Origin of the sequence: Thiorhodovibrio frisius (assembly GCF_033954835.1) — a bacterium.
In the GTDB taxonomy this organism is placed as follows: domain Bacteria; phylum Pseudomonadota; class Gammaproteobacteria; order Chromatiales; family Chromatiaceae; genus Thiorhodovibrio; species Thiorhodovibrio frisius.
This window is the reverse complement of sequence record NZ_CP121471.1, coordinates 2,178,814-2,192,826: the sequence shown is the minus strand read 5'-3', so window position 1 is coordinate 2,192,826 and position 14,013 is coordinate 2,178,814. Positions and strand designations below refer to the sequence as shown.

General features: G+C 61.2%; 15 protein-coding genes, 1 other RNA gene and 2 pseudogenes. 10 read left to right on the top strand and 8 right to left on the bottom strand.

Annotation, left to right across the window (positions count from 1 at the left end; genetic code table 11):
• Positions 1-25 precede the first annotated feature (25 nt).
• Positions 26-622, top strand: a complete 597-nt coding sequence (locus tag Thiofri_RS10280) for a DUF2919 family protein (protein ID WP_009151310.1) — start codon at positions 26-28, stop codon at positions 620-622.
• Here the strand turns inward: Thiofri_RS10280 and Thiofri_RS10275 are convergent.
• Entirely contained in the window at positions 608-862 is a 255-nt protein-coding gene (locus Thiofri_RS10275; protein WP_009151309.1) for a hypothetical protein, read from the bottom strand. The two genes, Thiofri_RS10280 and Thiofri_RS10275, sit on opposite strands and share 15 nt — an antisense overlap.
• A 171-nt stretch (positions 863-1,033) precedes the next feature.
• On the opposite strand from Thiofri_RS10275, the gene ssrA reads away from it, so the two are divergent.
• Positions 1,034-1,393, top strand: a transfer-messenger RNA (tmRNA) gene (gene ssrA, locus Thiofri_RS10270).
• Positions 1,394-1,626: 233 nt separating this feature from the next.
• Positions 1,627-2,052, top strand: coding sequence for a tyrosine-type recombinase/integrase (locus Thiofri_RS24750; RefSeq protein WP_390167187.1), 426 nt, complete (start codon positions 1,627-1,629; stop codon positions 2,050-2,052).
• Here Thiofri_RS24750 and Thiofri_RS10265 read toward each other — a convergent pair.
• Positions 1,971-2,327, bottom strand: a pseudogene (locus tag Thiofri_RS10265) (ISNCY family transposase); the annotation flags it as partial. The gene Thiofri_RS24750 and the pseudogene Thiofri_RS10265 sit on opposite strands and share 82 nt — an antisense overlap.
• Before the next feature lie 105 nt (positions 2,328-2,432).
• Here Thiofri_RS10265 and Thiofri_RS10260 point away from each other — a divergent pair.
• The 3 genes and pseudogenes from Thiofri_RS10260 to ybaK all read left to right on the top strand — a co-directional run.
• A pseudogene (locus Thiofri_RS10260) lies at positions 2,433-2,915 on the top strand (helix-hairpin-helix domain-containing protein); the annotation flags it as partial.
• Between the two features lie 1,263 nt (positions 2,916-4,178).
• On the top strand, positions 4,179-6,413 hold the full coding sequence (locus tag Thiofri_RS10255; protein WP_009151308.1) for an alpha-amylase family glycosyl hydrolase: 2,235 nt from the start codon (positions 4,179-4,181) through the stop codon (positions 6,411-6,413).
• Between the two features lie 25 nt (positions 6,414-6,438).
• Positions 6,439-7,035 (top strand): Cys-tRNA(Pro) deacylase, encoded by a 597-nt coding sequence (gene ybaK, locus Thiofri_RS10250; RefSeq protein ID WP_223296842.1) that lies wholly within the window; start codon positions 6,439-6,441, stop codon positions 7,033-7,035.
• Here the strand turns inward: ybaK and Thiofri_RS10245 are convergent.
• Together Thiofri_RS10245 and Thiofri_RS10240 are read right to left on the bottom strand one after the other, a co-directional pair.
• Positions 7,017-7,520, bottom strand: a complete 504-nt coding sequence (locus Thiofri_RS10245; protein WP_009151306.1) for a C-GCAxxG-C-C family protein — start codon at positions 7,518-7,520, stop codon at positions 7,017-7,019. The genes ybaK and Thiofri_RS10245 overlap by 19 nt on opposite strands.
• 226 nt (positions 7,521-7,746) lie before the next feature.
• A complete protein-coding gene (locus Thiofri_RS10240) occupies positions 7,747-8,049 on the bottom strand; it encodes a LysE family transporter (protein WP_009151305.1) in 303 nt (100 codons plus the stop codon).
• 242 nt (positions 8,050-8,291) lie between these two features.
• Between Thiofri_RS10240 and Thiofri_RS10235 the strand changes: the two genes are divergently transcribed.
• Positions 8,292-9,506: an IS110 family RNA-guided transposase gene (locus Thiofri_RS10235; protein WP_009151304.1), complete on the top strand. Its 1,215-nt coding sequence runs from the start codon at positions 8,292-8,294 to the stop codon at positions 9,504-9,506.
• Between the two features lie 41 nt (positions 9,507-9,547).
• On the opposite strand, the gene Thiofri_RS10230 is transcribed toward Thiofri_RS10235, so the two are convergent.
• On the bottom strand, positions 9,548-9,922 hold the full coding sequence (locus Thiofri_RS10230; RefSeq protein WP_083848612.1) for a LysE family transporter: 375 nt from the start codon (positions 9,920-9,922) through the stop codon (positions 9,548-9,550).
• Between the two features lie 97 nt (positions 9,923-10,019).
• Between Thiofri_RS10230 and Thiofri_RS10225 the strand changes: the two genes are divergently transcribed.
• The 3 genes from Thiofri_RS10225 to Thiofri_RS10215 all read left to right on the top strand — a co-directional run bounded on the left by Thiofri_RS10225 (position 10,020) and on the right by Thiofri_RS10215 (position 11,936).
• Positions 10,020-10,352, top strand: coding sequence for a hypothetical protein (locus Thiofri_RS10225; protein ID WP_009151302.1), 333 nt, complete (start codon positions 10,020-10,022; stop codon positions 10,350-10,352).
• Between the two features lie 156 nt (positions 10,353-10,508).
• Positions 10,509-11,120 carry an NAD(P)-dependent oxidoreductase gene (locus Thiofri_RS10220; protein ID WP_009151301.1) on the top strand — a complete coding sequence of 204 codons (612 nt, stop codon included), beginning with the start codon at positions 10,509-10,511 and terminating at the stop codon, positions 11,118-11,120.
• Between the two features lie 255 nt (positions 11,121-11,375).
• Complete coding sequence (locus tag Thiofri_RS10215) at positions 11,376-11,936, top strand: YqhA family protein (protein WP_456129295.1); 561 nt, start codon at positions 11,376-11,378, stop codon at positions 11,934-11,936.
• Here Thiofri_RS10215 and Thiofri_RS10210 read toward each other — a convergent pair.
• From Thiofri_RS10210 to Thiofri_RS10200, 3 genes are all read right to left on the bottom strand, one after another.
• The gene (locus tag Thiofri_RS10210) at positions 11,893-12,216 is read right to left on the bottom strand and encodes a DMT family transporter (protein WP_009146613.1); all 324 of its coding nucleotides are present in this window, start codon (positions 12,214-12,216) and stop codon (positions 11,893-11,895) included. The two genes, Thiofri_RS10215 and Thiofri_RS10210, sit on opposite strands and share 44 nt — an antisense overlap.
• A gap of 66 nt (positions 12,217-12,282) precedes the next feature.
• Positions 12,283-13,014: a peptidase M15 gene (locus tag Thiofri_RS10205; RefSeq protein ID WP_009151298.1), complete on the bottom strand. Its 732-nt coding sequence runs from the start codon at positions 13,012-13,014 to the stop codon at positions 12,283-12,285.
• Between the two features lie 159 nt (positions 13,015-13,173).
• Positions 13,174-13,950, bottom strand: coding sequence for a uroporphyrinogen-III synthase (locus Thiofri_RS10200; protein WP_009151297.1), 777 nt, complete (start codon positions 13,948-13,950; stop codon positions 13,174-13,176).
• Between the last annotated feature and the right edge of the window lie 63 nt (positions 13,951-14,013).

Genomic DNA, 14,013 nt, shown 5'->3' with positions numbered 1-14,013 from the left:
CCAGCCGCACGCGCCTCCCAGCAGCATGCCTGAACCGACCACCCCAAAGCGCCTGCCCTCCCCGCCCGAGTGCTACGACATTCATTTCAACCTGCGCATCCCGGCAACGCTCTGGCTCATCATGGTGCTACTCCTGCGCCACGGGCTGCTGCTGATCATCACCTTCATGCCCACCACCGGCAAAGAGATCACCGTCCTGCGCGAATTGATCCGGCCCGAGTACTTGCTCGCCGACGCCATCGCCCTGCCGGTCTTCATCAGCGCCATCCGCCGCCACGCGCCCATAACGCCCGCCTGGATGCGCCAGGTCTGGCAACGCGCCCGCATCCTGCTCAGCCTGTCACTGTTGGTCTATCTCAGCCTGCTTACCAACAGCCTATTGACCGGCCCCGGCTCCGTCGGACGGCACCTGAGCGAAGCCGTGCTGATCTCCGCTCTGCTCAACCTGGCCGCACTCACCTACTTGTGGCGCGCGCGCATGCTGCCAGATCTCTTTCGTGACTGGCCCGACAAGCAAGCGCCACCGGCTGGTAAACCAATCATCAAACAAGCACTCCTTGCCGAGGCAAACACGCGCAGCCAGGCTTCCGAGCAGAATTCTGGCCCATCAAGAACCGGCTGAAGCGTCTCCAGCTGAGCCAAGTTGCTCGCGGCGGTAACCAATGGTCTTAAACAGCTTGCGCGCGACATAATTCGCGAACTCCTCGCGATTCTCGTAGTCCCGATCCATGGCAAGACTGGCCAGGACGTCAATGGCATCGCGCAGCCGCGCGATTTCGTCCAGCTCTCGCCCACAAGTCAAACAACGCTCGCCATCGTCGCGACAAGCATCCTTGCCATGGCAAGGTTCAAAGCGCGCCATCTTTCAGCCTCCCGTATTCCACAACGCTTTCATGTCAAGCGATAATGTAACCGAAATCGCAGTCGCAGAGGCCGCCCGAACAACCATTGATGCGCCAACAGCTTGCACAAGACAAACAAAACACTTGCACCAGAACTAGAGGCGCCTTAACCTGTCTGATCCAGTTCCAAAGGGGGCGACATGGCTTCGACGTGGGTCGCAAAACCTGAGGTGCATGCCGAGGTGCGGGAAACCTCGCAAAACTATCCGCAAATCTATAGTTGCCAACGACGACAACTACGCTCTCGCTGCTTAATCCCAGCGGGCCTCACACCATCTCTTGCCTGTGGGCGGTGGATTCGTGGGGTAACATCACACAGGATCGCGGCGCAGGGAGCCTGGACCTGAACCGCTAAAACCCAATTCGGGATCGCCGACTGATCGCCCTGTCCCTCGGGCGGCAGAAGGTTAAAAACAATAGAACGGACTAAGCATGTAGAACCAACGGCAGAGGGCTTGCGGACGCGGGTTCAATTCCCGCCGCCTCCACCATCACATCATCCAGTAACGTCTCTAAGCCCGCATTTTGCGGGCTTTTTTGTAGATATTGAATCCATAGATATCCCACTCTTTCCTTTGACATCCCTCTCTCACGGGGCAACATTGGGGGCAACTGTCACAAAGCAGATCACAGTTGCCCCCATGCCCCTCTCTGACGCAAAGGTTCGGAACGCCAAGCCTGGCGAAAAGACGCTCGGGACCATCATGACGCTGCGCGTCGACATTTGAGCGAAGGGGTTGATCCTAGCGCAAATCGCAAGTCGCGGCAGTTAGCCGGCGCTGATCGGGCCACAAACAGCATTGAAGTAATCGCGCGTGAGTGGTTCCAGCGCCACTCTCAGAACTGGGTTCCAAACCATGCGAACCGAATCATTCGCCGCTTGGAAAAAGACTTCTTTCCTTGGATTGGCAATATTCCGATCACCGATCTGAAACCTCCGCAGATCTTAGACGTAATCCGCCGAATCGAAGACCGTGGTGCCTTGGAGACAGCCCATAGAGCCCTGCGGAACTGCGGGCAAGTTTCCCGATATGCTGTCGCAACGGGGCGAGCTGAACGAGACCCTACGTGTCCCGCCTTGACGACGCCGGCATTGATCCGTTCGAGAACCTCCAGGGTGAACAGGCGCAGGTTGTCTTTGAGGGCCTGAAGGCTGTAGCGATCCTCATCGGACCAGTCGCTGTGACCGAGCATCTGGCGCACCAGGCGGTGCTGATTGGCGAACTCTTGCACCCGGTCGTAGTCGGCGTTTAGCCCTTGGCGCAAGGTGCCCAGCACCAAGATTCGCCATTGGGACATACCGGGACGGCCGGTGTCGGCACTGACGAACTCCTCGCCATCGGCGCGCACCGGCAGCACATCGGCGAGGATGGCTTCGCGCAGGGGTTCGGTGGTGTAGATGTGCCGCAGACCCCGGAGCAGTCGCTTTGAAAACCGGTGCGAAGGCCAGGTGAAGCCTCGCCGATGATTCGCCGAGCGCCACCGCTTTTGGCGCGCAGCCGATGTGCGGCTTTCTGAGACAATCCCCCCATGTCCGACTCGGCCGCCCCCAGCTATCACACTGGTTCCCCTCTCGACACCCTCGCCGGCCCGGTCGAGCGCGTCACCTTCCACAGCCCCGAGAGCGGCTTTTGCGTCCTGCGGGTCAAAGTCCGCGGCGAGCGCGACCTGATCACCGTCGTCGGCACCGCCGCCCAGGTCGCGCCGGGCGAGCACATCGACGCGCGTGGGCAATGGACCATCGATGCCCGCCATGGGCGGCAGTTCAAGGCCAGTGAGTTGCGCGTGGTTCCCCCCGGCACCCGCGAAGGTATCGAGCGCTATCTCGGCTCCGGGCTGGTCAAAGGCATCGGGCCGCATTTTGCCAAGCGCCTGGTCGATGCCTTTGGTGAAACAGTCTTCGACATCATCGAGCAATCACCCGAGCGACTGCGCGAGCTGCCCGGCATCGGCAAGAAGCGCCAGGAACGGGTCACCCGCGCCTGGGCCGAGCAGAAGGTCATCCGGGAGATGTTCAGTGGCTGGATCCAGCAGAGACGGACAAAAGCAGGCTGACAGCTCTGCTCCAACCCTATCCAGCGGAGAAGATGATCGGCTACCCGGTCGATCAGGCAGTGGGTCGGCCGAGCACAGACGGGCCGGAGTGCCTGGCGCCGAGAGGCTCGGCGATCCGCGACTGATTGGCGAGGGTCTTCGCTGCGATGGCTGCTGAATACGTCACTCTGCTTTATCCGCACTGTTGTACCGCACAGCACTCTGGCACCTTCAGTTAGATGCCGCGACAAGCCGAAAATCGGACCGTCGCGCCAGAAATTGACCCGTTACACAATTTAACGCCACTCGACTTCACAGATTCTTGTTCTGGGTTTGACTAGTCAAAAAACGACCGCTCGTCGGCTCGACATTGACAGGCAAAAGCGCTGTTTTGCACAGCCACGATGCCCACACTACCCGATATCAAGTCGGTTGAGAAAACGACGCACCCCGGTTGTGCAATGCTGAATAAAAAATTAAAACAATGACTTATCGCGCGCGCAAAAACTGACCAATCGAATAGGCCCCGCATAACGACAGGGAGTTAGGGAACTATCCGGGCTGTTACCAACAGGGTTATCCACAGGAGTGGTGGATAAAAGAAAAGAGGCTCGTTTCTACAGGATTTTACCGACGTCTGTTATGGAAAACCCAAATCAGCGGTGCTAACTTGAGCGACCAGCCTTGCTCCAGAAGTGGCCACTCTGGGTCACGCTTGACAACACAGCAGATATCAGGGACGAAGCGACGCCATCCGTTCCTGGATATCTTGGCATCACAAGTGACGACCCTGTCGACTTGCAAGTCCCATCACAAACTATCCGCCATGCAACAGCATCTCCTGACAACGGCGTTTGATCCAAAACTGCAACATTACCTGCTCCTGAGCGCACTGGTGTTTCGTCTGCTCACCATCGGATAACTGCAGCAATAGATGCCGCGCAATATGGCGCATGTGGCTGAGTTGCTCGATACCAGCGAATAACCCTGGCTGCAGCGCATCCTCTTCTACTGGCACAAATTGCCCGCCATCTCTTTCACGGGAGCGGAAAGATACTTGCGCGGTCCGTTCGCGTCATCCCTTTCGAACATGTTGATACGTTGATCATAACAACCCGGCACGAGCGCAAGGCCCCGCGTCTGCGTTCCCAACGAGTATTCGCGATCAACGGCGACATCGGCGAAACTGACGCCAAATTCAGCACATCCAGGCTCGTCCCAAAGGCCTGCAAGGAGCCCCAGATGCCCGACCTCACAGTTCGTTTCAGCCCGCCCGCCGATTGGTCTCGGCCGCCACGCGTCCACTACTGGGACCGTTGGCCGGATCATGACGCCACAGACTGCGCCACAGAATGGCCCGGTGTCGAGATGACGCCGGACCCCAGACACCACGGCTGGTATCTCTACCGCTTTGCCGACACCACCCGCGTGCGCCTCGTCTTCAACGACGGCCAGGGCCGGCAGAGCGGCGACCTCGTTTGCGAGCGTAGCGGTTGGTTCGACTTCAACCACCACTGGCAGGACGCCGTACCGCCCGAAGCTAAGATATCATCCCCAAGAGGCGGAGCAACCGCACCGAAATCCAACTCAAAATCGACGTCGGGACCGGGATCACGTCCAGCATCGCAACCGACACGCAGAACAGCCGATGCCGGCCTGCCCCCGATCGCGGAACGCTGCGACTTCCGCGAAGAAACCATTTACTTCCTGCTGACGGCCCGCTTCCACGACGGCGACCCGTCCAACAACTTCTTCTGTCGCGACCGCATTGAGTTCGACGCCGCCGGTAATCCGATCGACCCGCACTGGCGCGGCGACTTCAAGGGGCTGATCCAGCGGCTCGACTACATCGCCGACTTGGGGTTTACGGCCATCTGGATCACGCCGCCGATCGAGAACCGCTCGGGACTCGACTACCACGGTTACCACGGCTACGACTGGACCCGCATCGACCCGCGCCTGGAATCCCCGGATACGACCTACCAGGATCTGATCGACGCGGCCCACGCCCGGGGCATCAAGATCATCCAGGACGTTGTGGTCAACCACTGTTGCCAGTACGGCATCCGCGACCAGGTCCATATCGACCATCTGCCCACCAAGTACTATGTCCCGCAGGGCAGCGAGCAGGGCCAGGTGGACCATGGCCCCTACCAAGGCCACCTCGGCAACTACTCCTGGCCCAACCGCGACGATATCGACAACCCCAAGGCCCCGGACTGGTGGCACGAACGCCACGAACGCGACCCGGCAGGCACCGAGCCGCTGATTGATCCGAAAACCGGCGAGACGGTGCCGAAGCCTGGGTACGACCCGGGCCGCTTCTTCGGCGTCGATGCCCAGACCCTGGACCCGGACTGGTTCCATCAAGACGGCTTCATCTGCGGCGGCGACTGGGAGAGCGCCCATCCGCTTCAGAACAAGCACCTGGCCGGCGACTGCATCGACCTAGCCACCGAGCGCGCGAACGTCAAGCACTACCTGATCGAGGCGATCAATGTCTATCTGGACATGGGCGTCGATGCCCTGCGCATCGACACCGTCAAGCATGTCGAGCGCAATAATCTGCTCGAGTACGTCAACGCCTGGAAAGCGCACAAGCCCGGGCTCTTCGTCTTCGGGGAGAACCTGGTCAAGGGCTATGGCTGGGGCGACCTGGGCGGCGGCGACAACGGCCCGAGCCAAATCCGCCCCTGGTGGTACACCCGCCTCGGCGACGACCCCCGCGACCCAAACGCCGGCGGCGACTCAGGCTTTCCGCAGCTTGACTTCGGCCTGTTCTCCACCTTCCGCGACACCGTCAGCAAGGGCACCTATGCCGGCACCGGCCAGATCCTCTCCATGGACTGGATCTATGGCGACGTCACCTCGCTGGTGACCTTCCTGCAAAACCACGACGTCGGCCCAGACAACGACTTCAAGTACCGCTTCAAGGGCGATCAATGGATGGCCGCCGCAGCCTACAACCTACTCTGGACGGCCCGCGGCATCCCCTGCCTGTACTTCGGCGAAGAGATCGAGTTCATGAAGGGGGCGCCCCAGGATGTCGAGGGCGAGAAGGACTGCCTATCATCCACCGGCCGCGCCTACTTCGGCGACCACCTGAGCGATGCCCGCATCGCCGAGACCCAGGCGCATCCCATCTACCGGCACATCCAGCGCCTGAACCGCATTCGCCAGGCCATTCCGGCATTGCAAAAGGCGCCCATGACCCAGGTGAACGAATGGGGCGGCGGCATGGCCTTCGTCCGCGACCTGAGCGACCAGGGCAGCTACGCGGTGGTCGGCCTCGCCATCGGCGGCGACCAGAGCATCGGCATCGACGGCATCCGCCCCGGCCTGTATCGCGATGCTGTCACCGGCGCCGAGCAGCACAGCGAAGGCAGCCTACACTTTGAGGTCAAGGCTAACTCAGCCGGCATCTACGTCCTCGACGGTCCGGGCAAGATCGGCGAGGACGGGGTCTACCTGCGTTGAACCTGAAGCCTTCGCAGTTGGAAAATTGGACTGCATCATCATCCGCGCGCGCGACAAAGATGATGCTTGTGAATGCCAAGACTTTGGGCATCCACTCACCATCCTTGGATCTGGCCTGCATCGGACATCAATTCATGGCGCCAACCAACTAACCATGACACCCGCCATCGACACCCTCAAGCGCCTGGGCATCGCCCACCGGGTGCATGCCTACCACCACGACCCTGGCACCACCGCCTATGGTCAAGATGCCTCCGATCAACTCGGGCTTGACCCTGCGCTGGTGTTCAAGACCTTGGTCGTCAGCCTCGATACCAAGACGCTGGTAGTTGCCGTTTTGCCGGTCAGTCGGCAGCTGAGTTTGAAGGCGCTCGCCAAGGCAGCCGGAGGCAAGAAGGCGACCATGGCGGAGAAGGCGCAGGCGGAGCGCAGCACCGGTTATCTACTCGGAGGGATCAGCCCGATTGGGCAAAAGCGTCGCCTGGATACCTTTGTCGATCACAGTGCCGAGGCGTTGGATCGTCTCTTTATCAGCGCCGGTCGGCGCGGCCTGGAGATCGAGCTCAGCCCGGCCGATCTGCAGCGGGTCACGAACGCCCGCTTTTATGACCTGGTCTCCTGAGCGGCCTCGGGCTGCAGGAGTTCATCCAGCAACCGCACGGCTGTCGCCACGAAACTGGGGCAGCGCTCTTTGAACACCCCGGCGTCACGGGCGCCCTGATAACCGGCATCCTCGGCCAGGTCAAAACCGAGCAAGTCGCGGCATTGATTGCTGCCGTGGCGATCGATGAAGCGCTGCTGTAGTGCGCGCGATTTTGCGTAAACACGGTCCTTGGCGGCGGGATCAGGCTCGCTCGGGCCGTATTCCAGCCCCAGCACCAGCGCCGCTCCGGCCAGGGTGCCGCAAGTGCCGCCCATGCGCCCGATGCCACCCCCGAGCCCAGTGGCCAGGCGCATCGCCAGTGCCGGGTCGATTCCATAGCGCACGGCATAGACGGACACCACCGCCTGGGAGCAATTACAACCGGTGCAGAAGCGCTCCACCGCCTTCAGGTCGGCTGTGGTTGATACGTCTTGGTGATCGGAGGAGGTGGAATTCGGCGTCATGACGCCATCCTGCCAGTCCGGTGCCGCGGCTGGCAAGCCGCTCTGCGGGACGCTGTTTGCTGTTCCCGATTGGGCGCCGTCACAACCCTGGGAGCTGCTGGGGCGGTCATCTGGTTTTCGAAGTTGGGTCGGGCTGGACTGTGCGACCTGGTTCGCGAATGATCGTTGGCTGACATGTCCACCCGATGAGGCGCTGACACCAAAGACACCAAGCCGAAAGATCGCCTCAGCCCGCCGTTGAGACGATCAGCGACCCACCCGCGCCAAGAAGGAGCACGCCAGCGCCGCCTTGGCCGATCCGTCGCATGCGCCTGTCTTGAACCATCTTGGCCAGCTTGCGCGCGCTGAACGCATAGAGCAGTTTCACACCACCGACGCTCGTTATTGTGACGGCCATGACAGCCACCACATCCGCCGCGGCAAGCTGATCGGTTGGCATCACCAAGGGAAAAATGCTGGCATAGAACAGAATCGCTTTGAGGTCGCCCAGCGTTAACACCAGTCCAGCGAGAAGGCTCCTAACGGTCATGCAGGGGTAGCGGCACCCCGGAAAATGAAAGATGCTAAGGGGGAGCCCGCGCAGCGAGGTCGGTCAACTATTTGGCGACTTGATCCTGATTCCTAACGTGACCCGCCGCCGCTGCTCCGAACCCCGGAATGCATCGCCACAGAGCGCACGGTAAAGAGGTCCAGGCGCACACCGCCTGAGAGGGATGTCGGTGGCGGCCTGCGCGGGCTCCCTGTCGTCAGTGTAATCGTTGGGGAGCGCGCATGGAACTGACACCGATCTTTAACAGCGTTGGGGCGTTGGATATTCATCATGCGAAGATCACCGCCTGTGCGTTGATTGCGGACGCCGATGGTGAGGTACGGGTTGAGTTGAAGGAGTTTGGCGGGTTCAAACGTGACCGCCGCGCCCTGGCCGAGTGGGTGGCCTCCTTCGCGCCCGAGGTGGTGGTCATGGAAAGCACCGGCATCTACTGGAAGAGCCCCTATGCGGCCCTGGAACGGGTGGGCATAGCCGCCTTGGTGGTCAATGCCCGCCATGTCAAACAGGTGCCTGGGCGCAAGACCGACATCGCCGATGCACAATGGTTGGCGATCCTCGCGCGCAGCGGGCTGCTCACGGGCAGCTTCGTGCCGCCGCAGAATCTGCGCGAACTGCGCTTGGTCTCGCGCCAGATGCAGAAATTCACCGGCATTCTGGCCGGGGAGAAGAACCGCTTGCACAAGGTGCTCACTGACGGGGGCATTCGCCTCTCGGCGGTGGTCAGTGACCTCCACGGCACCTCGGCGCGGGCGATGATCAAGGGGCTGTTGGCCGGGGAGACGCCACAACAGGTCTTGAGCTACGCAAGCAAGCGGCTGAAGGCCACGCAAGAGGAATTGCTCGATGCGCTCGATGGGGAACTCAGCGACACCCATCGGTTTGTTCTACGCGAGATTCTCACCCACATCGAAGAGCTCGAAGCGCGCATCGAGGTGTTTCGACACCACTTGCTCAGCGCTCTGCAGCCCCATGAGTCGCTGCTGCATGCCTTGCAGACCATTCCCGGGCTCGACGCGCCCGGCGCGGCCATGCTGTTGGTGGAAATCGGCACCGACATGGACGCGTTCGGCTCTCCCGAGAAGCTCGCCGCCTGGGCGGGTGTTTGTCCAGGCAACAACGAATCGGCCGGCAAGCGCAAGAGCGCACGCGCGCGCAAGGGCAATCCCTATGTCCGACGGATTCTCTGCGAGGCCGCCCATGCGGCCAGCCGCACCCGCTGTGCGTTGGCTGAGAAGTTCAAGGTCTTGCTCGTTCGTCGTGGGCGAAAACGGGCGATCTTCGCGCTGGCCCACAAAATTCTGAAAATCGTCTTCGTGTTGATCCACCGTGGCGATTATTACCGGGATGCCACGGTCAACTACGAAGCCATCAGCGTTGAACGCAACGCACCGCGTTGGATTCGGATGCTCAGGAAGTACCACTACATTCCAGCCTGAGCCGCCGCGACAATCCGTTTTTTTTTCAGGCCGCCAAGCGGTCAGGGGGTGGTTTGTCTCAAGCTACCTGCATCTTTCACGGTAAGCAGTCCCGATTGCGTGACGAGGCTTGGGTTGACGCTGTCGCGCGTCGACCGTGATAACAACAGTGTGCCGCCAAGCCATAGCAGGTACAGGCCGCCGAGCACCTTGATCAGCACGAACAGTCCGCCCAAGCGCTCGGCTAAGGCCGCCAACCCAAACAGCGCGGTGGCGACAAAGAGCAGGTCGCCCAGGACGATCCCGCATGTGACGGCGACACCCTGGGAAAGACCGCCCATGGCCGCGCGCGTGACGACCAATGCGACACTGGTGCTTGGCATGGCGGCCATTGCCAGCATGATGGCAAAGAGGATCGATAGATCGCCAATACTCATGGTCATATTCAATCCGGTGATGGAGGTCGCAACAGCAGACCCGGCGCCGAGATTCTCGCATCCACCGCACAGTCACGACCATCTTCAGGGGTTGACCATGCCATTGCCACCAACGTCCTTGCCTGCCATCTTGTCCACAACCACCCTCGCCTTCTTCCTGATGACCACCAGCGGCCTTAGCCTTGCGTTGGAGCCACTTGTCAAACAAGGCAGCTGTCCCAGCGGCTACCGCACCCAGGGTGATTATTGTGTGCCGGGTTCCGGCGCGCGGGGTGCCTTGCCGAAATCCGGCAACTGTCCTGCCGGGTACTACACCAGCAGCAATTACTGCGTGGCAGGCAAGAACGCCAAACCAGCAATCGAGAAGGTTGGCTCAAGTTGCCCGGCGGGCTGGTATACCAGCGGAAACTATTGCGTGCGTTCGCGCTAATGGCTCAGCAACGCGGTAAATCCTCGCCTCGCGGTTACTGGCTCTTTTAAGGGGGCCGCATTCCTGGCACTTCCAAGCACGCTCTTCGCGGTGCGCTCCTCGTGCTATCGTAGCGCCCAAACTGACCGTGACTGACTGAGCAGAAGGGTTTATCTGATGCATATTGCTCTCTTCGGCGCAACTGGAGGCACCGGGCGCGAGGTGGTGGCACAAGCCCTGACACAGGGCCATCGTATCAAAGCCCTGGTGCGCGATCCAACCCGCGTTCCCGCGCAGGATGGGCTCACGCTGATTCCCGGTGATGTCCTGGATGCAACCGCGACCCGGCAGTGCATTACGGGGACAGAAGCTGTGATTTGCGTGCTGGGCTCAAAGCCGAAACAGCCGCCGATCGAGGCACGCGGCACGGCGGTGATTGTCGAGGCTATGCAGGCGAGCGCGGTGCGCCGGCTGATTGCCGTCACATCCATGGGCGCCGGCGACAGTCGTCGCCAACTCAATCCGCTGTTTCGCTGGATCATGGACCTGAGTCTCAAGGCCATCATGCAGGCGAAAGCGGAGCAGGAGCAGCTGATCCGCGCCAGTGGTCTTGACTGGACCATTGTGCGCCCGGGCGGACTGACCGATGGTCCGCGCACCGGGACCTATCGCCATGGTCTGGACAAATCCATCAAGGGTGGGCGTATCAGTCGCGCGGATGTCGCCGAGTTCGTCCTCGCCCAGCTAGATGATCGCCACTACTGGCAGAAGACGCCGGCGGTGACTTGAATCCCCGGTGGGCGATCGACCAACTTGGAGCGGGTTAACCATCGTTTCCTCACGACCGTCCTGGCGTTAAAGCCCCGGAACGATCCTGCCAGTGCCTCGCGGCGCACCGATCAGGGCGCTCAGGCAGATCGTTCAGGCCCGCATCGGTTCCCCGCTGAGAAGCCTACTGGCCCATCCAACACACCTGCGAATGCCGCACTGCACCACGCCCCTCCCTCACGACCAAGCTCGCTGCCAAGCAACGCGAGGCCAAAGATGATCGAGCGCATGATCGAGAAGTCCTTGTTCGCATCCCGCTGGATTTTGGCCCCCGTCTATCTCGGGCTCAGCTTGGTGCTTGTTGCCCTGGGGTTAAAGTTTTTTCAGGAGATTTTCCACCTTTTCCTCCATCTTTGGACGATGAGGGAGACGGCGTTGATTCTCACCGTGCTCACGCTCGTTGATCTGGTGCTGGTCGCCAGTCTGGTGGTGATGGTGATGTTCTCCGGCTACGAGAATTTTGTCTCCAAGATGGACATCGACGCGGACAGCGAGAAGCTGGGCTGGTTGGGCAAGCTCGACCCCAGCACCCTGAAGTTGAAAGTGGCGATATCCATCGTTGCGATTTCGTCCATCCATTTGCTCAAGGCGTTCATGAACGCCGAGAAGATCGCCAACGACAAACTCCTCTGGTACGTCATCATCCATCTCACCTTCGTTGTCTCGGCGGTCTTGATGTCGGTGATGGACAAGATATCCTTTTCGGCCCACCGCGATCACTCGCTGATGACCGCTAAGCCGATGCCAACTTCAGGCCAAGAATCCCGACCAGGATGAGCCCAACAAAGAAGAACCGCGCCACAGTGGCCGGCTCGCCAAACAAGATCACCCCGAGCGCGAAAGTTCCGACAGCGCCGATACCGGTCCAGACGGCATAGGCGGTGCCCATCGGGATTGTCTTCTGCGCTAGCAACAGCAAGGCGCCGCTCGCCGTCATGCAAAGGATCGAGAAGGCGATCCAGCCCCAACGCAGACCAGCATCCGAGAGCCCGAGCTTGAGCCCGACCGGCCAGCCCCATTCGAAGACTCCCGCAATGATCAAATAGACCCATGCCATCGCCTGATTCTATCCCTTAGTCGCGATTTTGAAGGAAAACAGTGCCCATGCGTGCCACAGCTCGCACTATGTCGACTGAACAAAGGCTTCTGAACTAACGACCTTCGGCACCAGTCGCCCGCTTGGGCCGGGCTGCATCAATACGATCTGACGGCTGTGCTCAGGGCCATGGCTGACATGCAGCGGTTTGTCCTTGCCATAGAAGTACAGCCGGTCGAAGGGCGTCTCGGTCACGATCCATTGCGCCACCTCACGCATGTCTTCATCCTCGATGATGAAATCCACCGCCGCGCCTAGGCGCGGGCAGATGGGGTTGCCGAGGCGGTTGCGTTCATGCGCGGCATGCTGGTCGCGTTTTGGATCAATGCGGCCGGGGATCTGTTTCGCCAGCTCGGGTGAACAGAAGCCATAGGTCAGGCGAATCATACCGAACCAGTCGATGACCGGATCAAGCACTTGCTCGGTCAGCTCCAGCAAGGCGTTCCAGCTCTGCGGCTCTTTGGGCAGATTGGCAAGACCGGTGGCCGCTTGCGTCTCGCCGCATAGGATCAGGTCGCGAAATCGCAGGAAGCGTCCGCAGGGATCATCCAGTGCTGGCGGGGTTTGGCTGCGTCGCAGGTTTAGGCCCTGCACTTCCCAGCGGTGCCGGGCGAGTGTCTCATCGACCACCTCGGCCGTTGGTCCGTAGCCGGACAGATCGAACAGCCCAAGGGCGTCGATTTGTTCATCAAAGGCAAGCTGCGCCGGGAAGTCGGGATGTTCTTCATTGATGTAGCGCGACTTCCAGACCTGCGGCACGGGTGGTTGTGCTGGTGACCAAGGAGGACGCCGGTTATGTCCCACTGCTCGCTGAGCGGTTTCCGCTGCATGCGGTGCTGACCCTGCCGGTGGCCGAGGCGGACATGGAGGCGGTATTTCATCAGCCGTGACCCTCACCCGGATTGGCTCAGGTCTCATTCAGAGCGAACCGCGTGCGGTATCACCGCAGCGACACAGGGCGGCGAGAATCGCCTCGTCCGATGCGCGCTCGGCGAGCACGACATCCCGAAATCCCAGCGCGCGAGCGGTTTCGGCGGTGCGCTCGGCGATGACAACCAAGGGAGTATTGATCAGCCGCTCACGCCCGGCTGTGCCAAGGATGGCGAGAAGGTTGCGCAGGATCTGCTCGCTGGTCACGGTGACACAATGGATCTCTTCGGACCACCGCGCCAGCAGCGGCTGCGGATTGACCTCGGGACAGCCGCGACGATACACCTCGGCGATGCTCACGCGCGCACCACGCTGTCGCAGCGTCTCGGCCATCAGGCCACGACCGCCCTCCCCCCGCACGATCAAGACCCGCTGCCCGTCCATGCGGGCAAGCGCTGGTAGCGCCAGCACCTCCTCGCTCTCGAACCGCCCGCTCGGCACCAGATCGGCGGGTCGCCCGAACGCTTGGAGCGCTCGCGCCGTGCCGCCGCCGACCGCCGCGATGCATCCGGCGTGCAGCCAGGGCTGACGCGCATCGGCGAGCGCATGCGCGAAGGTGACCGCATTGGGACTGACGAAATAGACCAAGTCCCAGTCCTCGGCCAACAGCGCACGGGCGCTTTGATGATGCCTCGCCTCGATCACCAAGGCCGGAAAGCGCCGGGCACGACCGCCAGCAGCGTCGATGAGGCGACACAGGCCATCAGCCTGATGGACAGGTCGGGTGACCAGGAAGCCTCGGCCATGCAAGTCGCAAGGGCTCATTGGGGAACGACCGTGATGAATGCCGCACGCTTGATATCAGCCATTGGACAGATCAAGCCCCCC

Bases quoted from the DNA above. Each gene is read 5' to 3' on its own strand.
- Thiofri_RS10280 (WP_009151310.1), top strand. From the start codon at position 26: ATGCCTGAACCGACCACCCCAAAGCGCCTGCCCTCCCCGCCCGAGTGC.
- Thiofri_RS10275 (WP_009151309.1), bottom strand. From the start codon at position 862: ATGGCGCGCTTTGAACCTTGCCATGGCAAGGATGCTTGTCGCGACGAT.
- Thiofri_RS10255 (WP_009151308.1), top strand. From the start codon at position 4,179: ATGCCCGACCTCACAGTTCGTTTCAGCCCGCCCGCCGATTGGTCTCGG.
- Thiofri_RS10245 (WP_009151306.1), bottom strand. From the start codon at position 7,520: ATGACGCCGAATTCCACCTCCTCCGATCACCAAGACGTATCAACCACA.
- Thiofri_RS10240 (WP_009151305.1), bottom strand. From the start codon at position 8,049: ATGACCGTTAGGAGCCTTCTCGCTGGACTGGTGTTAACGCTGGGCGAC.
- Thiofri_RS10235 (WP_009151304.1), top strand. From the start codon at position 8,292: ATGGAACTGACACCGATCTTTAACAGCGTTGGGGCGTTGGATATTCAT.
- Thiofri_RS10230 (WP_083848612.1), bottom strand. From the start codon at position 9,922: ATGAGTATTGGCGATCTATCGATCCTCTTTGCCATCATGCTGGCAATG.
- Thiofri_RS10225 (WP_009151302.1), top strand. From the start codon at position 10,020: ATGCCATTGCCACCAACGTCCTTGCCTGCCATCTTGTCCACAACCACC.
- Thiofri_RS10220 (WP_009151301.1), top strand. From the start codon at position 10,509: ATGCATATTGCTCTCTTCGGCGCAACTGGAGGCACCGGGCGCGAGGTG.
- Thiofri_RS10215 (WP_456129295.1), top strand. From the start codon at position 11,376: ATGATCGAGCGCATGATCGAGAAGTCCTTGTTCGCATCCCGCTGGATT.
- Thiofri_RS10210 (WP_009146613.1), bottom strand. From the start codon at position 12,216: ATGGCATGGGTCTATTTGATCATTGCGGGAGTCTTCGAATGGGGCTGG.
- Thiofri_RS10200 (WP_009151297.1), bottom strand. From the start codon at position 13,950: ATGAGCCCTTGCGACTTGCATGGCCGAGGCTTCCTGGTCACCCGACCT.